Origin of the sequence: Nostoc sp. DedQUE04 (assembly GCF_034530995.1) — a bacterium.
In the GTDB taxonomy this organism is placed as follows: domain Bacteria; phylum Cyanobacteriota; class Cyanobacteriia; order Cyanobacteriales; family Nostocaceae; genus Nostoc.
On record NZ_JAVRCA010000041.1, the window covers coordinates 54,047 to 72,130 of the forward strand.

Genomic DNA, 18,084 nt, shown 5'->3' on the forward strand with positions numbered 1-18,084 from the left:
CTGGATGAATCCACATCAAAGACTCGTTCATCCACCTTTGAACTGGATGAATCCATATCAAAGACTCATTCATCCACCTTTGAACTGGATGAATCCACATCAAAGACTCGTTCATCCACCTTTGAACTGGATGAATCCATATCAAAGACTCATTCATCCACCTTTGAACTGGATGAATCCACATCAAAGACTCGTTCATCCACCTTTTGTCTCACCGAAGCAGTGTTGAGTTACCGATGTTAAAACCATTCATACAAATGGAGGGTTTTGAAACCTAAACTTTCAGTTACCCTGAAGTTAGTTGCCTAATTAATATTGATTGTTCCATAACATAGAATAGATGACTGAACAAACTTCTAGAATTTGTATCCTTGGTGGAGGCTTTGGTGGTCTCTACACAGCCTTGCGGTTAAGCCAATTACCTTGGGAATCTACGCAAAAACCCGAAATTGTTCTAATAGATCAAAGCGATCGCTTCCTATTCTCTCCTTTACTTTACGAATTACTCACTGGCGAACTGCAAACCTGGGAAATTGCCCCACCCTTTGAAGAACTTTTACAAGGCACAGGGGTGCGTTTTTATCAAGGTGTTGTGTCTGGAATTGACATCGACCAGCAACGGGTAAATATCCAAGAAGGCCCGGAAATCCCTTATGACCGATTGGTGCTGGCGCTAGGAGGTGAGACACCGCTAGATTTAGTCCCTGGTGCGGCAGCCTACGCCTACACATTCCGCACCATCTCTGATGCTTATCGTTTAGAAGAACGCCTGCGATTTTTAGAAGAATCGGATGCTGATAAAATTCGGGTAGCGATCGTTGGGGCTGGCTACAGTGGTGTAGAGTTAGCTTGTAAGTTAGCTGACAGACTAGGCGAAAGAGGACGCTTTCGGATCGTTGAAATCGCCGACCAAATTTTGCGAACTTCCCCAGAGTTTAATCGGGAAGCAGCAAAGAAAGCATTAGATGCCCGTGGTGTATTTATTGACTTAGAAACCAAAGTAGAATCAATCGAGCAAAATAGCATTTCCCTAGAGTACAAAAACCAGTTAGACACGATTCCCGTGGATTTGGTAATTTGGACTGTAGGAACTAGAGTTGCGCCTGTAGTCAAATCTCTTCCTCTCAAGCAAAATCAGCGCGGTCAAATCATCACTACATCTAATCTGCAAGTCCTCGATCGTCCAGAAATCTTTGCCTTGGGAGATTTAGCAGACTGTCATGATGCTGAAGGACAGCAAGTCCCCGCTACGGCACAAGCGGCTTTTCAACAAGCTGATTATACTGCTTGGAATATCTGGGCAACTCTGACTAATCGCCCCCTCCTTCCCTTCCACTACCAACAGTTAGGAGAAATGATGGCACTAGGAATAGACAACGCTACTCTCACTGGTTTGGGAATTAAACTAGATGGGCCCTTGGCATACGTCGCTCGCCGTGCTGCTTATTTATATAGATTGCCAACTTTAGACCATCAGCTGAAAGTTGGTTTTAATTGGCTATTCCGTCCGATTATAGAAACACTTTCAAGGTAACTTTCAAGGTTGGGAATTGCGAATTGAGCATTGGTAAAAAAACCAATACATTTACGATGATTTGTTTAATTTCCGCCAATCTACTTAGCAGATGCTAAACTCTACCCACAGAAGCTCTTAATAAGCCAAAATCTAAAATTCAACATTCAAAATTTTCAAACTTTAATGGAACAACCGAAAGTTATTTTTTTAGATGCTGTGGGTACACTTTTCGATGTCAAAGGTGGTGTGGGCGAAGTTTATAGTCAGATAGCCCAGGAATTTGGCGTTACAGTTTCAGCCGAAACATTGAATACAGCTTTCATCCAAAGCTTTAAAACAGCGCCGCCACCGATATTTCCAGATGCAGAACTGCAAGATATTCCCCAGCGCGAGTTTGATTGGTGGCGGATAATTGCTCTGAACACTTTTGAAAGGGCAGGTGTTCTCAAGGAATTTTCTGACTTTTCGGCTTTTTTTAGCGAACTTTACATCCACTTTGGCACTGGCGAACCGTGGTTTGTCTATCCCGATGTTTTACCAGCTTTAATCAACTGGCGGCGGTTGGGAGTTAGCCTGGGGGTGTTGTCCAATTTTGATTCTCGGATTTACTCAGTATTGCAAAGTTTGGGATTGAGAGAGTTTTTTACCTCCGTCACCATTTCTACGCAGGTACGTGCAGCTAAACCCGACCCGCAAATTTTTGCCATTGCCTTAGACAAACATAAATGTTCCCCAGAGGCAGCGTGGCATATCGGCGATAGCATTGTAGAAGATTATCATGCAGCTAAAGCAGCTGGACTTAGAGGCGTTTGGATCGATCGTGGAAAATGAGGGGATACTTTCAATTTAACAACGCTAAATTTTTTTAAAGTGGAATCCAATCCAATCTATCAATCCACTCTTCTGCCTCAGTCGTTTCCCAAATCAAATAAATTGTTTCTGCCCAAATACTCAGGTTCCCACTGGAACGCAACCAAACTAGTCCCCAAATATGTCCTCCATCTCAGCCTTCAGTTTTTCTAATTCGTCGTCCACATATTCTTCATTTGTCTGAGAAAGCTCATATTCTAGCTGGGCTTGGCGCTGCAATTCATTAGCCTTCTGTCTTGTTTCCATTGCGTCGATCTTGTCTTCAAGTTCTGTAAATTTTGACATTGCGCCTTGTGACAACAATTCGAGCTTTTTTGGTTCTTCATCTATATCTTCCTCGTCTATCGGATAAAGTTCGTGTCCGAGTCCAAAATGACGTTCTGGCTCCTCAGTCTTCGTTGTTGCCTCGCTTGCCTCAAACGCCTTTTCCCAAACCTGCCAATTATCTTTAGATTGTTGGACTTTTGAGATTAGCGATTTTACGTCGGGCGAAACTAAAGATTTTATTGGACTACACAAAACTCGAACAGTCTGATGCTGAAAATCATAGATTACATCAAACACCTTAAACTTGCACCAACTAGGTTTGCGTGTCTCATCTATTGGCAAAACGAGAGTTTCACCAATTCGAGGGAGCCACTTACAGCTTAAAAATTCAGCCACCATTTTGGTAGAGCTATCGGCACTCCAAACAATGCGGAGTTTAAATTCTTGAGGGTTAGGTGTCAAAAAAGGTGCATTATTTTTCATCATCTTCCTAGTCCAAAAACTAAGGATAAAAGTCCGATGACGAAATAACACAAAATAACCGAGCCAATAACGCCAAAAGCGACTTTCAAAGACAGTTCTTTACCAAATTGTGTAAAGTCCTTCCTGAACTCACTCATCCACTGTCGTAAGGCAACCAGTTCATCAACGGCTGGGTTTGTCTGCTTGGGTGGAATAAATTGTAAAGGTTTTTTAGTCGAATTATTCATGATTTTGGAATAGCACTATAACTAGAAAGCCCAAAATCCACTCACGTTTAACCAATTGTTGAAAATTTTTCATAGTTATGGAGACAATAAACCTCTCTAAGAACGATCGCCTGATAAATTCTCCAGTCAAATGCCCACTCCCAACTCTCCACTCCCCACTCCCTTATTCCCCTGCTGCCCTAACACTCGTATGATCGAGATATCAGGAAAACATAACAGCCAGATTTTTACCGCAAAACATGGGCAGTATTTGGGAAATCGATTTTTACTCCCGTCCGATTTTGGACGCTAATCAAAAAAAAGTTTGGGAAGTCTTAGTCTGCGAAAGCCCCTTGGATATCGGCGCAAAAGTAGACTCTTTGTTTCGCTATGCTCAATATTGTCCCAGTACCCAGGTAAATTCGGTCTGGTTGCGGACAGCATTGCAGGAGGCTATTAACCAAGCTGGAAAAGCACCAATTAAAATCCGCTTTTTCCGCCGCCAAATGAACAATATGATTACTAAAGCTTGCCAAGATTTGGGTATTCCCACCCAGCCTAGCCGCCGGACTTTGGTTCTCAATCAATGGTTAGAACAGCGGATGGAAGAAGTGTATCCTCAAGAGACAGGGTATCAAGGGGGGACTAATCCTTCAGTCCGCTTAGAAAAACCTTTGCCACAACGTTTACCAGATGCTTTGGAAGGACAACAGTGGGTATTTGTTACCTTAGATGCTGCGGATTTTGCTGATATGCCAGAGTGGGAAATTGGTTTTGGTGAAGCTTTCCCTTTAGAGTTGGCGAAAGTTTCACCCGAAGCGCGTATCCCTGGTATTTTGATTTTCTCATCGAGAGCGCTACCCTTGGCTGGCTGGATGTCTGGTTTGGAGTTAGCTTTTTTAAAATTTGACGCTAGCCAAGAGGCGAGATTGCTTTTAGAAACTGGTGTAACTGAAAGCTGGATTGTGGCAAATATCAAAAAACCTCAAATCTTAGCAGAAGCCAAAGCTTTTGAAGCAGCCAAGCAAAAAGCGAATGGAATACATTTTATCGGCGTACAGTCCGATCCCAAAGCAGAATCTTTTGCTGGTTTTTGGCTGTTGCAAGAGGTTAATTTGTGAAAATGGGCTGGGGATTGGGGACTGGGGACTGGGGACTGGGACTGGGGACTGGGGACTAGGGATTGGGGACTGGGGACTGGGGACTAGGGATTGGGAACTGGGGAGATAAGGAGAATAACCATGCCCAATGCCCAATGCCCGATCCCCAATCCCCAATTACAAATGACAATATCCGTTGAGACATGACAATGATTTGGGATAATTAACTGCGTCCATCAGTGTCGATCTGCGGTTTCAAATCGTAACTGTAAAGAAACATTGATGATTTTTGGATAGTTATCTGCGTTCATCATTGGAAAGTGCGTAGGCGTAGCTCGTCGTAGACATCGCACTTCTCAAAAGATAGCGTTGATATGCGGTTCAAAATCCACAATTCACTAAGGGTCATGGGTTCTGAAAATTTGTCACAAGATACACTAGCCGAACAGTTGCTGGAACTAGCTATAAAATCTGGAGCAGAAACTGCTGAAGTGTATCAGTCGCGATCGCTTTCTCGTCCCGTGTTTTTTGAGGCAAACCGACTCAAACAGCTAGAAACTAACCAATCTGAAGGCACAGCACTACGGCTTTGGCGAAACGGGCGTCCGGGACTGACGGTAGCTTACGGTTCTGTCTTAGCCGAAGTAATGGTGGAAAAAGCTCTGGCTTTGAGTCAACTAAATCAACCGGAAACTGTAGAATTAGGCTTTAACTTTCAGCCTTCCTACCCCGATTTAGGAGAAAGTTTCCCGATAGAGGTTTTGGTGGACTGGGGCAAAGAAGCGATCGCACTCATTCGTGATGCCTATCCCGATGTTGTATGTAATGGTGACTGGGAATGTGATATTGAAACCACCAGACTAGTCAACACCAAAGGTTTAGATTGTCACTATACAGACACTACCCTCAGCTGCTATATATCAGCAGAATGGGTGCGTGGTGATGATTTTTTAAGTGTTGCTGATGGTCAAACCAATCGGGGGGAACTCGACTCAGAGAGATTAGCTAACCAAATTTTACAACGGTTAATTTGGTCGAGTGAAAATATTTCACCTCCTATTGGTCGTGTCCCGATTTTATTCACTTCTAAAGCCGCCGATATGCTTTGGGGTACTGTACAAGCCGCTTTGAATGGCAAGCGAGTTTTAGAAGCAGCTTCACCTTGGGCAGAACGTTTGGGTAAGGAAGTAGTTGCACCTAGTCTCACCATCTACCAGGATCCTGAAGCTGGCCCTTACAGTTGCCCTTTTGATGATGAAGGCACTCCGACTCAATCTCTAGTATTTATCCAAAACGGGACTTTACAACATTTCTATAGCGATCGCACCACTGGCTCCCAACTGGGTACTAATACCACTGGAAATGGTTTTCGTCCTGGTTTAGGTAGCTATCCTACCCCTGGTTTATTTAATTTTCTCATCCAGCCCGGATCGGCATCGCTACCAGATTTGATTCAACAACTAGATGATGGCTTGATTGTCGATCAAATGTTGGGTGGTGGCGGCAGTATTTCTGGAGATTTTTCGATTAACGTCGATTTAGGCTACCGCGTCCAAAATGGTCAAGTAATTGGGCGTGTTAAGGATACGATGGTTGCAGGTAATGTTTACACAGCCCTGAAGCAATTGGTTACACTAGGCAACGATGTTGATTGGAATGGTTCTTGTTATACTCCGTCTCTGATCGTAGAAGGGCTATCTACTACGGGAAGAAGCAATTAAATAATTCGTAATTCGTAATTCGTAATTCGTAATCGGGGAGAGTGCTTTTGTATAGCGATCCTAAATTATTTGTGAATAACAATATCCCCGACTTCTTTAAGAAGTCGGGGATATGAGCCTTGATATAGGCTTTTAAACCATCCTCTAAGATTCCACTAAACAGCTTTTTAGGAAAGATTTGTAATCCAAAATTTAAAATCCAAAACTGGTATGAATCAGCGTTTTCGCACCTGGTGGCAGCCTAGAAGAGGTTTAGCGATCGCCGAAGCCTGTATTATCGGTCTGGTTGCTGCCCTATCTGCGGTATTCCTAAAAGTCGGATCGGGATGGCTGGGGACATGGCGAGTGCATACTACCCACCTTTTCCCGGCATGGCTGGTACTACCTGCAATTGGTCTTGTCCTGGGATTTCTGGCTGGATGGTTGGTGGATAGATTAGCACCAGAGGCTTCTGGTAGCGGTATTCCACAAGTCAAAGCTTCTCTGGCTAATGTGCCTGTGACATTATCTTGGCGGGTAGCGGGTGTGAAGTTACTCAGTGCGATCGTCGCCATCGGTTCTGGCATGACTCTAGGACGGCAAGGCCCTACTGTCCAAGTGGGGGCAGGTTTGGCAGCAGGGATGAGTCGTTGGGTTCCCACTTCCCCAGATCATCGACGGCAGATGATTGCAGCTGGTGCAGGTGCCGGTTTGGCTGCTGCTTTCAATGCCCCGATCGCAGGTGTCTTGTTTATCGTTGAAGAATTACTCCAAGATTTATCAGGATTGACTCTCGGAACTGCCATTATCGCCTCCTTTATTGGTGGCGTGATATCCCGACTTTTGGGTGGTGGCTCTCTTGACCTTAACTTGCAATTAGTAAAATCTTCCAGCCAATTCTCCATCCCAGAAATTCCCTTTTTCATCCTGTTAGGTATTTTGGCAGGCTTGTTTGGTGCATTGTTTAATCACGGCATTATCTTTAGTATTAAATTTTACGAAAGATTACACATCAGTTTGCCCTTGCGCGTAGCTTTAGCTGGATTTATCTCTGGTGTTGTTGTCGCCATGCTTCCTGCATCTTTCCGTGATAATACAGGACTACGTGAGTCATTAATTACTGGAAATTCCCATCCTAGCGTTGCAGCGATCGCCTTTGCAGCCCAGTTCATCCTCACACTGATTGCATTTGGTTCGGGAGCGCCGGGGGGATTATTCGCTCCCAGTCTGATTTTGGGTTCTTGTTTAGGACACATCATCGGTGTATCTGAGTTATATATCACCGGAGTTGGTTCTCCTACGACTTACGCCCTAGCGGGTATGGGTGGATTTTTTAGCGCCGTTTCCAAAGTGCCAATCACAGCCATTGTGATTGTCTTTGAAATGACTACAGATTTCAACCTAGTGCTACCTTTAATGATTGTTTCTGTCGCAGCTTACCTGGTTGCGGATAAGGTAGTGCCTGGTTCGCTTTATGAGAAACTTTTGGAGTTAAAAGGTATTACTCTCACCAAAGAAGTTGCGATGGAAGGAGCATTAAACAAGTTAACTGCAAAAGATGTAATGCAAGAACGGGTAGAAACTCTAGATGCAGAGATGAGCTTGGAAGAAGCAATGCAAGCTTTTGCTCGTTCTCATCATCGCGGTTTTCCTGTGGTAGAAGATAGCAAGTTAGTGGGGATTGTAACGCAATCAGATTTGCTGAAAATCCGCGAGAGTACAAACCACACATTTCGCGATCGCAATCTAGCCGATATTTTCTTAAAAGAAATTATGACATCTGTCCCGATGACAGTATCACCAATTCACACCCTCAGTAATGTACTATATTTACTCGATCGCTATCAAATCAGTCGCTTACCGGTGGTAGATAGACGAAAACTGATTGGGATTATTACTCGTGCAGATATTATTCGGGCGGAAGCAGATCATCTCAATGGTGAGAATGCGACACCGAAACTGCGACCAGAACCTTCATACATAGTTTACCAGACGCGATCGCCCAGCACTGGTAGAGGTAGATTATTAGTACCCGTAGCAAATCCCGAAACAGCGGGTGTTTTATTACAAATGGCAGCAGCTATTGCCCGCGATCGCCATTATGAAATAGATTGCGTGCAAGTGATGCTGATACCCCGCCACAGTTCCCCATCAGAAACACAGGTAAGAACCGCAAAAAGTCGCCGCTTGCTACGACAGGCAGAAGTCTTAGCAAAAAAGTGGAAAATTCCTTTACACACGCAGATTCGAGTTACCCACGATGTGGCGCAGGCAATTTTGGAGACAATCAACGAACAACACATCGACCTAATTTTAATGGGATGGAAAGGTAACACATCTACCCCTGGTCGGATTTTTGGTAGCGTTGTTGACACCATAATTCGCCAAGCCACCTGCGAAGTCGTATTAGTAAAATTAGGCAAAACTCCCCAACCCCCATTACCCCTTATCCCCAGAGGGGGCCCCACCATCCCCAACCCCCATTACCCCTTATCCCCAGAGGGGGCCCCACCATCCCCAATCCCCAGCCCCCAGTTCAACCGATGGCTAGTTCCAGTGGCTGGTGGCCCCAATTCCCCACTAGCAATTAAATTGCTACCGGCTTTAATTACATTGGGAAACGATCCGAAAATTCGCTTGACACAGGTGTTTAAACCATCTGAACTCAAGCCAGATATGTCAATTTCAGAACAAGCCATCCGCCATTTGATGCGTCGTCGCAAATTGTCGAGTACTGTAGTTGCTCTCCCCATACAAGCTAATTCAGTCGCTGAAGGTGTGATTAACCTAGTGGAAACCGAAGGTTACGACGTTGTAGTTTTGGGAGCTTCCCGCGAGGGATTGCTACAGCAAGCGATTCAAGGTAATATTCCCGAAGCGATCGCCTCTGGTGTTGAAAGTACAGTCATTTTGGTTAGAGGTGCGATGCAAAAGTAAAAAACATAGATTTTAGTGAGTTTTTAATGATAAAATACACCAATAATCAGAGTAACAATTATTGGTATTAAGATTGGAATAGCAACTATAAGTCCCCATTTACCAAACTTAATTTCCTCACCCTCAGATTTGAGAAACGCAATCCAACCTACAACTCCCATCAAAACCCAAATAAATCCAAAGGCAAGAAATATAACAAATACTGAATCGTCCATTTTTTTACCAAATTTTATTAAATTGTAACTAATTACTACTAATTAACTTTGCTAAACTTTCCCGAAACTGGCTAAAATCAAAAGCTTCAATAGTTTTTTGTTGTAAGTATTCTGGTTGGTAAATTACTGGATTAGAGCAATCACCTTGCAAGATTTGAATTAGATTATCGGCAATTTCTTCAACATTATCAGGATCGACCAAACATCCCAACTTCCCCTCAGCCAAGGGATCTATAGAACCATCTTGATTACCTGCCAAAACAGGTTTACCACAAGCTAAAGCTTCTAGAAAAACAATCCCAAATCCTTCTCCTTTACTAGGCAGAGCAAAAACATCGCAGAGATTGTAATGATCGCACAATTCTTGCTCTGGAACAAATCCGGCAATTGTTACGCAATCTTGGAGATTTAAGTTAGTAACTAAAGCTTTAATTCGAGGTATATCATCTCCTTTACCTGCAAGAATAAAGTGAACATTAGGAAGATGCGATCGCACTTTAACTAAAGCATGAAGGATTTGGTCATAACCCTTGTATTTTGCAGTGCTTCCCAGGCGCGTTACTGTTAAAATTACAGGTTGTTCGTCTGTTAAGTTATATCGCTTGAGTAAGTAGGTAGGTTTAGAATTTATTGGAAACTTACTAGCATCAAATGTATTAGGCAAAATAACTATCTTTTCTGAATCAATATTTGTATCTTGAAGCAAGCGCTGGCGAGTATAATTACTAACACTAATGATTTTATCTGCTTTTTCTAAAGCAAATTTTGTTGCCTTATTTTCGATATCCCAAACTTCTAAGCCATGAGCAACGACCCAGTAAGGAGTTCCAGTAAAAAATTTGACAATATAACAAACAATCGCATAGTTAACATGAGTAGAAATCACTATAACGGGATGTTGAATAATAGCTAAAATAATTATTTTCGTGGCAAATAAAATTGGTTGCAATAATTTTGGTAAATCTCCAAAATAATGAAATATTGTTGAACTTAAAAACTGCAATTTATCTGGCTGTTTTAAACTATACTTATCGTATTTGAGAAACACATCATAATCAGCTTCAGGATATATATCTTGTAAAGCTTTCAGCAAAAATTTTGAGTAAACTTGAATACCTCCCTTGAAATCAAATATATTCGGAAATATTAAGTAAAGACGAGGTTTAGCACTCATAGGGTTTTGGCATTTTCAATAATTTCAGGTTTTAATTGCGTGACAACATCTTTTCGAGAATTGATAGCCGCTGCGATAAAATAAAACTCAATAGTTGTAAAAGTATAGTCTTCAGTAAAAACATCTGGAATTTGAGATGCTAAAAACATAATAATCGGAACAGTAATTAAAGGATTAGTATATTTAACTTTCAATGCTATTCTCGCTAAAAAATTAGTAAATAACAATAATCCAGGAATTCCTTGCTCTGCTGACACATTTAAAAATATATTATGTGCATGATAACTTTTCTTTCCCCAAACTTTCACTCCTATCTGGTCTGGAAAAACTCCTATGCCTATACCAGTAAATGGTCTTTTAATAGTTTCATTAATAGCTGCCTGCCACATTTGAAACCTGGAAAAACCTGTTCCCATAAGAGTAGGAATTTTTTTTTGATTTGGGTTGACCGAACTTGAATTTTCTAAAAATATATTAGTTAGTGGAAATATTTTACTATCTGCCAAACCAATTCTCCGTGTAGAAACTGGTGCAGTTACAATGAACAAAAACAACAAGCTGATTAGATAAATCATTTTTCTCAAACTAATAATTTGATATATCAGCAAAAGAAACATCCCAATTATAAAAATTACCCAACCATTCCCGCTGGCAGATAATGCTAAGGGAATTAGAAAAATTAATTCGCTTATATGTAATTCAATTTTAGAAATTTTATTCTGTTTTTCTAAAATCAGGCTTAAACATAATCCAATGGCGACTATGACCCCAAACTGATTAGGGTTTTGCATAATCGAACCAATCTCAGGATAAAAGCTAGGAAACTTTAATAATTTAAAAATCCAGTTGTTGGGAAGTAAAACCTCTAAAAAACCCAAACCTGCAATGATCTGTAGTAAGTATAATATGCAACGATAATAAAATGTTAAAGATGATGCGGTTATATTCTTAAAGGTTAATATTAAAAAAGCAAAAAATAAGATGTAATAAGTTGAGTATTTTAGACTATAAGTAATAGCAATATTTGGAAAATCGCTTATTAATGAGGAAAGCCACATCCATAAATACATTAGACTTATAGATATCACAATTATTTTATGCTTCTTAATAACTTCTGGTAGAGATTTTAAAGATAAACTAATGATTCCAAAACTAAATACAGGAAGTAATAAATAATGAATACCAATATTTATTCCTGGAAATTTAATTCGCCCTAAAAGTGAAGAAAATAGTATGAGTAGAAAAAATATATTAATCATAACCTTTTATTTAAAGATATTAAAAAAAAATCAAACCTCTATAACCTACTTTTGGCGAATTGGGGATAGATTTTGATATTTTTTTCAATCTATAATCCCCAACACGTAGAAAATATTACCATAATACAGTCTTCGCCAATATCATCTTTTTAAGCTAGGATTAATTTGGTATTTTTACACAGCTAAATGTTCTTTATCAGGTAGAACCCAAAAAAGTCGCAATGTATTCTGAATGTACGCTATTAGATATTTTTAATTAATCATCTGCCAAATTTTGAGAATGTTCTCACCACTTCCACCACCGGCAATGGTTTGTCCATCTGGGCTAATGGCAACGGCATAAATATATCCAGAACCTGTCTCCAAAGTGCGAATTTCCTTTCCGGTGACTGGGTTCCAAAGTTTGATTGTCTTGTCACTACTGCCACTTACAAGGGTGATACCATTTGAACCTACGCTTCGCAAAAAGGCGACAGAATTAACCTTATCATTATGTCCTTTTAAGGTGTGGATTAACTTTCCTGTTTTCAGATTCCACAATTTAATTGTCTTGTCTTTGCTGCCACTAGCAAGGATGACGCCATCAGGAGCAAAAGCGACTGAAAGAATCGACTCTGCATTTCCCTCTAAGGTGCGGATTAACTTTCCTGTCCCTAGATTCCACAATTTAATTGTTTTATCCCAGCTACCGCTGGCAAGGGTTTTACCATCAGGACTGAAAACTACAGATGCAACACCACTGGTATGTCCCTCTAAGGTGCGGATTAACTTTCCTGTCTCCAGATTCCACAGTTTGATTTTCATATCCTTACTAGCACTGCCACTGGCAAGGGTTTTGCCATCAGGACTGAAAGCTACAGATGTAACTCCATCGCTATTTCCCTGCAAGGTGCGGATTAACTTTCCTGTTTCCACATTCCACAGTTTGATTGTCTTATCCGCACTGCCACTAGCGAGGATTTTGCTATCAGGACTGAAAGCTATAGTCCAAATCCAATTAGAATGTCCTTCTAAAGTGCGGATTTCCTGTCCACCTGTCAGATTCCATAGCTTGATTGTCTTATCATCACTGGCACTGCCAAGGGTTGTACCATCAGGACTGAAAGCTACGGAATTCACGTCACTAGAATGCCCCTTGAAGGGTTTGGGTGAATAAGAATTTTCTGAGACGTTTTTTTGGGGCTGAATAGGCTGAGAAACAGGCTGAGAAATAGGTTGAGGAGCCTCGCTGACTATCTGGGGACGAGACTGAAAATACCAAACTCCCCCTAATCCCAACACTAAAATGCTAGAACCTAACAGCAGTTGACTTTTCAGATTGTTATTTGATTTTGGTGAAACTAGCACCTTGTTTGCTGGGGGAGCTGCAAATGTTGTTGTCAGTATAGTTGGGGGCACTGATGACAATGATGGTATTTGAGGTGTCAAGTCATTGATGACTTCATCAGCCGATTGATAACGCTTTTGGATGTCTAATTGCAACAGCTTATCCAAAACTTCACCCAACTCTACAGATATAGAAATCCCGTCCCTACCTGAACTGGTTAAATGTTGCCGCCAAGATGCAACCCAACCATAACCCTGGTGTATCCACAGTTGAGATGGGCGAACCCCAGTCAGGAGATGAAAACAAGTAGCCCCCAAACTGAATAAATCACTGGCTGGGTAAGCTTTTCCCTCTTGCATCTGTTCAAGTGCAGTGTAACCGTGTGAGCCAATAACAGTGCCCATTCTAGTATGCACTGTTGCTGTCAACAGCTTGGAGGCTCCAAAATCAATGAGGATTAATCGCCCGTCACTTTGACGACGAATAATATTCTGTGGCTTGATATCTCGGTGAATCACTCCCCGCAGATGGATAAACTTCAGTACTGGCAGTAAATCTAGCAAAAGTTGGCGAATCTCCGTTTCGTTATAGTTTGCCCGCGTTTCCGATTCTTTGAGCAAGTTTTGCCCATCGATAAACTGCTGCACCAAAAAGAGATAGCTATTTTGCTCAAAATAAGCCAATAAAGTTGGAATTTGTGGATGTTCTGCCAGTTCTTGCAGTCGGCTCGCTTCTTGTTTAAATAGTTCAACGGCTTTAGTTAGCGGCCCAGTTCCCTGAAGTTTTGGCGCAAATTGCTTAACAACACAACATTCATTCAGTTTGTGTATATCTTTGGCTAGATAGGTTCTACCAAATCCACCCTCGTCTGATAAAACCTGAGTGGGACGATAGCGACCTCCTAGCAGGGGTATCAATTCCGCTCTACAACTGTGGCAATAGTTGTTTTTATCAGGATTTAAGGGTTTTTGGCAATCGGGATTCACACAACAGAGCATACTGGGAATCCATTTCAGTTGGGGTATATATTCATCTTAAGTCATGCAGTATAATCTCTGTTGTTAGTAAATATCACTGAGACAGCATACAAATCTTCAATTTCCTTACCTCATCAGGTATTGAACAATTTAGATAAATTGAAAAAATTGTGTTTGAGCGATGCCTTTTGATGAATTGATGGGCGTCAGGTCTGCTTGTGTATTACATCTGTATGAGCAATTTAGTCAGGTTTACAAAAATATCTAGGCAAAATTCCGAAAAGCAGCAATTTAAGTTTGTAGCTCAGTATATACCTACGAAATTGAGATTTCCTCTAGTAGTCTAAATTGAAAATACAATTTTTCCGATTTGATTGTGGCAAACATTTGGGTATGTAAGATATACGAATTCATTTGATTACAGGCGATGCCTTTAGCAAGCCGCTAAAGTATATACGCTAAATTTCCCTTTACATTTACATAACTGCTGTGGCTAAAACAGCAACTAGTATTAATTTTGTCTTTCAGAAAAAGACAAAATTATCAGCAAAATTAGGAGCGTAATTATGCTATTAGGCAATAAAAACTATCGTCGCAAATTAAGTCATGTTTTAATTAGCTGCGTGAGTAGTAGTTTGTTAATCACAAGTAATGTGCTGCCTATAAGTGCTTTGGTGAAATCTCACAGTTCTCAAGATTTCATAATTGCTAAATCACCAGATGAGAGACAACCAGAAGCAGTAAAAAAAGGAATTGAGCAAATTCCTGCTTCTCAGGCATCAACATCTCCAAGACGGAAAATATCTATTGAGTCACCAGTACAAAAGGCTCCTCGTGTATCTTCTCATAGAGAAAATTCTCAGCGAACTTCCAGGGTTTCAGATAATAGCTCTACTCCTAGAGCATCTAGACGTAGGACTTCTAACTCAAATTCTAATCGTTCCAATAGTGGTAGCTCTGCATCTAGATCGTCTAGAGCTAGAATTGCTAACTCAAACGCCAATCGTTCTAATGGTGGCTCTGGGAGAGTTCGTAAGCCAAGTTATAATGTCGCTACAGGGAACCAAAATCTCGATAATTCAGCGATTTCTTCACCTGCAACACCAACTTACAAAGAGATTAACTTTGTAGATGTTGCATTAGGTATTCTGAGTAAAGGTGACTTTCAATCTGAAGGTAGATATTTTCATTTCTATGAGTTTGAGGGCAGAGAAAATCAATTAGTTCAAATTAGATTGATTGGCAGTAATGATACACGTAGATCCAATAACTTGAGTTTAAAACCGTTGTTGTTTCTGCACGATCCTGATAATAATATCATTGTTAAAAAAGGCGCTTTGGATAAAAGCAGTGGTGGTGATGATGCATTTATTTTCGCGCGACTGCCTAAGAATGGTATTTATAAGATTGCTGTTACTAGTCAAGATCCTGGAGATACAGGCCGCTATAGTTTGGCTCTTAGGAATGATAGAGCTAGCTATACTTTAGATGAATCAGGCCAACTAACTGCCAAAAGCTCAACCTTGAAACAAAATGGAGGCGCTTACAATGTTTCTAATTTTCAAGGTAGAAAAAATCAACTGATCAGTATTCGTGTTGATAGTGTTGATGAAGAGTTTTCTCCTTATGTAGCTTTGCTAAATTCTAAAGGACAGACGATCGCGATTGATAAAGACAAAGACAAAAGTGGTGTCTACAGTGCTTTAATTGACCGAGCTAGGTTGCCTGAAGATGATACATACTATATAGTTATTACTTCCAAAAATCCACAGGAGCGCGGTAAATATAGATTAACTATTTTCTGAAGTAATTACCAATTCTGGTATCGAGACTATTGCTATGAGTAGGATATAGTTCGGAATGTTTTTTTATTTACCGTAATAGTCTTGATACCATTGCACAAAGTTAAGTTAAGAGATTGTTTGAAAAGTATTTCACTGTGATTTTAGACACTTTCATATCCCTCCTTCCTTTTTAAAGGGGATTGGGGGGATAGATAACGTTTTGCTACTAACGAAAGGACTTTTAAAACATTCTCTTAAGATGTTTACAGTTTTTTCAACTCCCCCAGAATCAAAGTTAATTTTGTTAGGCTGCTCTTTGAGATAATTAATAATATTAATAGCTAGGTAATCAGGTTGCAAATAATTATGATTGATAAATTTGACTATTCCTAAGTCGCTTAACTTTTCGGCTCTAATTATTTGTTCTTGCTCCTGATTACCTGTAAAGGGAAGAATCATAGCTCGTACACCTGTGGTTAAAATATTCATTATGGTATTATAGCCAGACATATTTATTGAAAGGTCTGCTTTTTTCATGTAATTTAGCAAGTAAGGAGTATAGCGTCGAATATAGATGTTTTTACTAAATTTTGCCATTTCTTGCAGGTTTTTAAATTTTGAATTGGGGATGAATGGCCCAGTAAAAACCTGAATATGATGTGGCAATAATTTCTCTAAAAAAGGGGCTGTGTTAACTACACATTCAAGCAACTCATGACCAAATCTACCACCTCCTACACTGGCTAAAATCAGGGGTTTGTCTGATTTAATAATTTCTCGATCTTCATCAGTTAAAATAAGATTTTTTGGTGGGTCTTGCACGACATATCCGGTGTAATATACTTGGCACTTTAGGTCATTGACTCTAGAAAAGGTTGCTTCTAGTGAGACTAATTCTGGGTCGCTGTGAACCAACAGAATATCAAAATATTTATTGATTAAGTTACATACTTTCTCCTCGTGTTTTACTTGTTTTTCCGGTTTAATAACTACAATATCTCGCAAACTAGAAACTATTTTAGTTGAGCCTTTATTTGATTTGGCTAATTCTAATAATGGAATTAATTCAAAAGAAAAGCGTCTTCTCCCAAAAGGAAATAACTCAACGATTAAAATATCAGGCTGGAATTGCTTAAAGATTTCCAGAAGTCGATTTTTTCTAATGTCTTTGGCTTCGCTAAGGCTAAAGGCATCATCTAGTACTTGTAGTTCAGCAGATTCTAGGTCAGTTTTAATTACAGGTAGATTGATAACTTCTACACCAGCAGGAATTTCAAATCCTTGAATTATTTCACCACCATTAATAAAACAAACTTGGAAGTCTTTGGTTAAACCTCGCACAATTTCGCGGCTGCGAACCAGATGCCCCATACCTAAAATATGTTGGCAGTAAAACATAATACGTTTCATAAAAATTTTACCTCTGTCAATTTGGATGGTTGGAAGAAGGCGAACGAAAGATACAATAAATACTTTTATTACTTTTTACTTTAACAATTTTGGCAATCATCGTTAATTTCAGTAATTGTACATATGGGTTATCGAAAAATGTAATATCAATTTAAAAAAGAATGCGACAGATACATACGGACATCCCTTTGTTATGTCTAGCTTTTCTAATTTTGAATTTTGAATTTTTAATTGGTATAATCACGCTCTTTTTTTGCTAGTAAGGTAGAGATGTATTGGTTAATTTTGGGCAAACCATTGAGATTAATTTTCGGTTGGGAAATCTGCGGAGTTTAGAGTTGTTGTAACAGCGATCGCAGTAATATATCTAAAGTCAGATCGTTTTGAATCGCTGCTAAAACCCCCAAATTTGCCAAATTTTCTGCACGAATGCACTGTTCTCGTGATGGCTTAATTCTGGGTACTACTACTGCTGGCTTACCCACTGAGAGAATCTCGCAAGTTGTTTTGTAGCCACCCATTGCGACTACGGCATCTGCGGCGATGTAACTCATTAAATCCGGTAAATTTGTCTATCTGCACTTAGGGATATACAGCAGCTTTCAGTTTCAGTGCAGCTTGTTGTTCTAAGGGCATTTCTGGGCCACATATAATATAAGCTTCGTAATTTATGGGACGCTGGTAACAATACCAAACTCGATAAATATGTGTCAATTAACCTGTAACTATCTTCACTAGCACTCGGTCTAGTAAGTTAAAGCGGACTTTTCCAAACTCCCAAAAGTTTTTGAGAGATTAATCATCAATTAAACCTCATCCACCTTGAGAACTGGAGTTTTTCAAGAAGATATATTAGTTT

The 18,084-nt window shown here is 40.2% G+C and carries 16 protein-coding genes; 7 read left to right on the plus strand and 9 right to left on the minus strand.

Going from position 1 to position 18,084, the window contains the following annotated elements; all coding sequences use genetic code 11:
* The 3 genes from RM049_RS24555 to RM049_RS24565 form a co-directional block, all read left to right on the plus strand.
* A partial coding sequence (locus tag RM049_RS24555) for a hypothetical protein (RefSeq protein WP_322706014.1) occupies positions 1–243 on the plus strand: 243 nt, incomplete at its 5' end.
* A gap of 97 nt (positions 244–340) precedes the next feature.
* Positions 341–1,534, plus strand: coding sequence for an NAD(P)/FAD-dependent oxidoreductase (locus tag RM049_RS24560; RefSeq protein WP_322706015.1), 1,194 nt, complete (start codon positions 341–343; stop codon positions 1,532–1,534).
* Positions 1,535–1,699: 165 nt separating this feature from the next.
* Positions 1,700–2,347, plus strand: coding sequence for an HAD family hydrolase (locus tag RM049_RS24565; protein WP_322673105.1), 648 nt, complete (start codon positions 1,700–1,702; stop codon positions 2,345–2,347).
* A 147-nt stretch (positions 2,348–2,494) separates the two neighbouring features.
* On the opposite strand, the gene RM049_RS24570 is transcribed toward RM049_RS24565, so the two are convergent.
* Both RM049_RS24570 and RM049_RS24575 read right to left on the minus strand, forming a co-directional pair.
* A complete protein-coding gene (locus tag RM049_RS24570; RefSeq protein WP_322706016.1) occupies positions 2,495–3,139 on the minus strand; it encodes a hypothetical protein in 645 nt (214 codons plus the stop codon).
* Positions 3,136–3,363: a hypothetical protein gene (locus tag RM049_RS24575; protein WP_322706017.1), complete on the minus strand. Its 228-nt coding sequence runs from the start codon at positions 3,361–3,363 to the stop codon at positions 3,136–3,138. Before RM049_RS24575 ends, RM049_RS24570 begins: the two co-directional genes overlap by 4 nt.
* 239 nt (positions 3,364–3,602) lie before the next feature.
* On the opposite strand from RM049_RS24575, the gene RM049_RS24580 reads away from it, so the two are divergent.
* From RM049_RS24580 to RM049_RS24590, 3 genes are all read left to right on the plus strand, one after another.
* Entirely contained in the window at positions 3,603–4,463 is an 861-nt protein-coding gene (locus tag RM049_RS24580) for a Tab2/Atab2 family RNA-binding protein (protein WP_322706018.1), read from the plus strand.
* Between the two features lie 386 nt (positions 4,464–4,849).
* Positions 4,850–6,163, plus strand: coding sequence for a TldD/PmbA family protein (locus RM049_RS24585; RefSeq protein ID WP_322706019.1), 1,314 nt, complete (start codon positions 4,850–4,852; stop codon positions 6,161–6,163).
* A 210-nt stretch (positions 6,164–6,373) separates the two neighbouring features.
* A complete protein-coding gene (locus tag RM049_RS24590) occupies positions 6,374–9,079 on the plus strand; it encodes a chloride channel protein (protein ID WP_322706020.1) in 2,706 nt (901 codons plus the stop codon).
* 23 nt (positions 9,080–9,102) lie between these two features.
* Here the strand turns inward: RM049_RS24590 and RM049_RS24595 are convergent, their stop codons facing one another.
* From RM049_RS24595 to RM049_RS24610, 4 genes are all read right to left on the minus strand, one after another.
* On the minus strand, positions 9,103–9,294 hold the full coding sequence (locus tag RM049_RS24595) for a hypothetical protein (RefSeq protein WP_322688365.1): 192 nt from the start codon (positions 9,292–9,294) through the stop codon (positions 9,103–9,105).
* Positions 9,295–9,322: 28 nt separating this feature from the next.
* The gene (locus RM049_RS24600) at positions 9,323–10,468 is read right to left on the minus strand and encodes a glycosyltransferase family 4 protein (RefSeq protein WP_322706021.1); all 1,146 of its coding nucleotides are present in this window, start codon (positions 10,466–10,468) and stop codon (positions 9,323–9,325) included.
* Complete coding sequence (locus RM049_RS24605) at positions 10,465–11,727, minus strand: O-antigen ligase family protein (protein WP_322706022.1); 1,263 nt, start codon at positions 11,725–11,727, stop codon at positions 10,465–10,467. The genes RM049_RS24600 and RM049_RS24605 overlap by 4 nt, the downstream gene beginning before the upstream one ends.
* A gap of 252 nt (positions 11,728–11,979) precedes the next feature.
* The gene (locus RM049_RS24610) at positions 11,980–14,052 is read right to left on the minus strand and encodes a serine/threonine-protein kinase (RefSeq protein WP_322706023.1); all 2,073 of its coding nucleotides are present in this window, start codon (positions 14,050–14,052) and stop codon (positions 11,980–11,982) included.
* A 545-nt stretch (positions 14,053–14,597) separates the two neighbouring features.
* Between RM049_RS24610 and RM049_RS24615 the strand changes: the two genes are divergently transcribed.
* A complete protein-coding gene (locus tag RM049_RS24615; RefSeq protein ID WP_322706024.1) occupies positions 14,598–15,836 on the plus strand; it encodes a peptidase in 1,239 nt (412 codons plus the stop codon).
* Between the two features lie 150 nt (positions 15,837–15,986).
* Here the strand turns inward: RM049_RS24615 and RM049_RS24620 are convergent, their stop codons facing one another.
* The 3 genes from RM049_RS24620 to RM049_RS24630 form a co-directional block, all read right to left on the minus strand.
* Entirely contained in the window at positions 15,987–17,225 is a 1,239-nt protein-coding gene (locus tag RM049_RS24620) for a glycosyltransferase family protein (RefSeq protein WP_322706025.1), read from the minus strand.
* Positions 17,226–17,557: 332 nt separating this feature from the next.
* Complete coding sequence (locus RM049_RS24625; protein WP_322706026.1) at positions 17,558–17,779, minus strand: glycosyltransferase; 222 nt, start codon at positions 17,777–17,779, stop codon at positions 17,558–17,560.
* 28 nt (positions 17,780–17,807) lie between these two features.
* Positions 17,808–17,939, minus strand: coding sequence for a hypothetical protein (locus RM049_RS24630; protein WP_322706027.1), 132 nt, complete (start codon positions 17,937–17,939; stop codon positions 17,808–17,810).
* Positions 17,940–18,084: the final 145 nt, after the last annotated feature.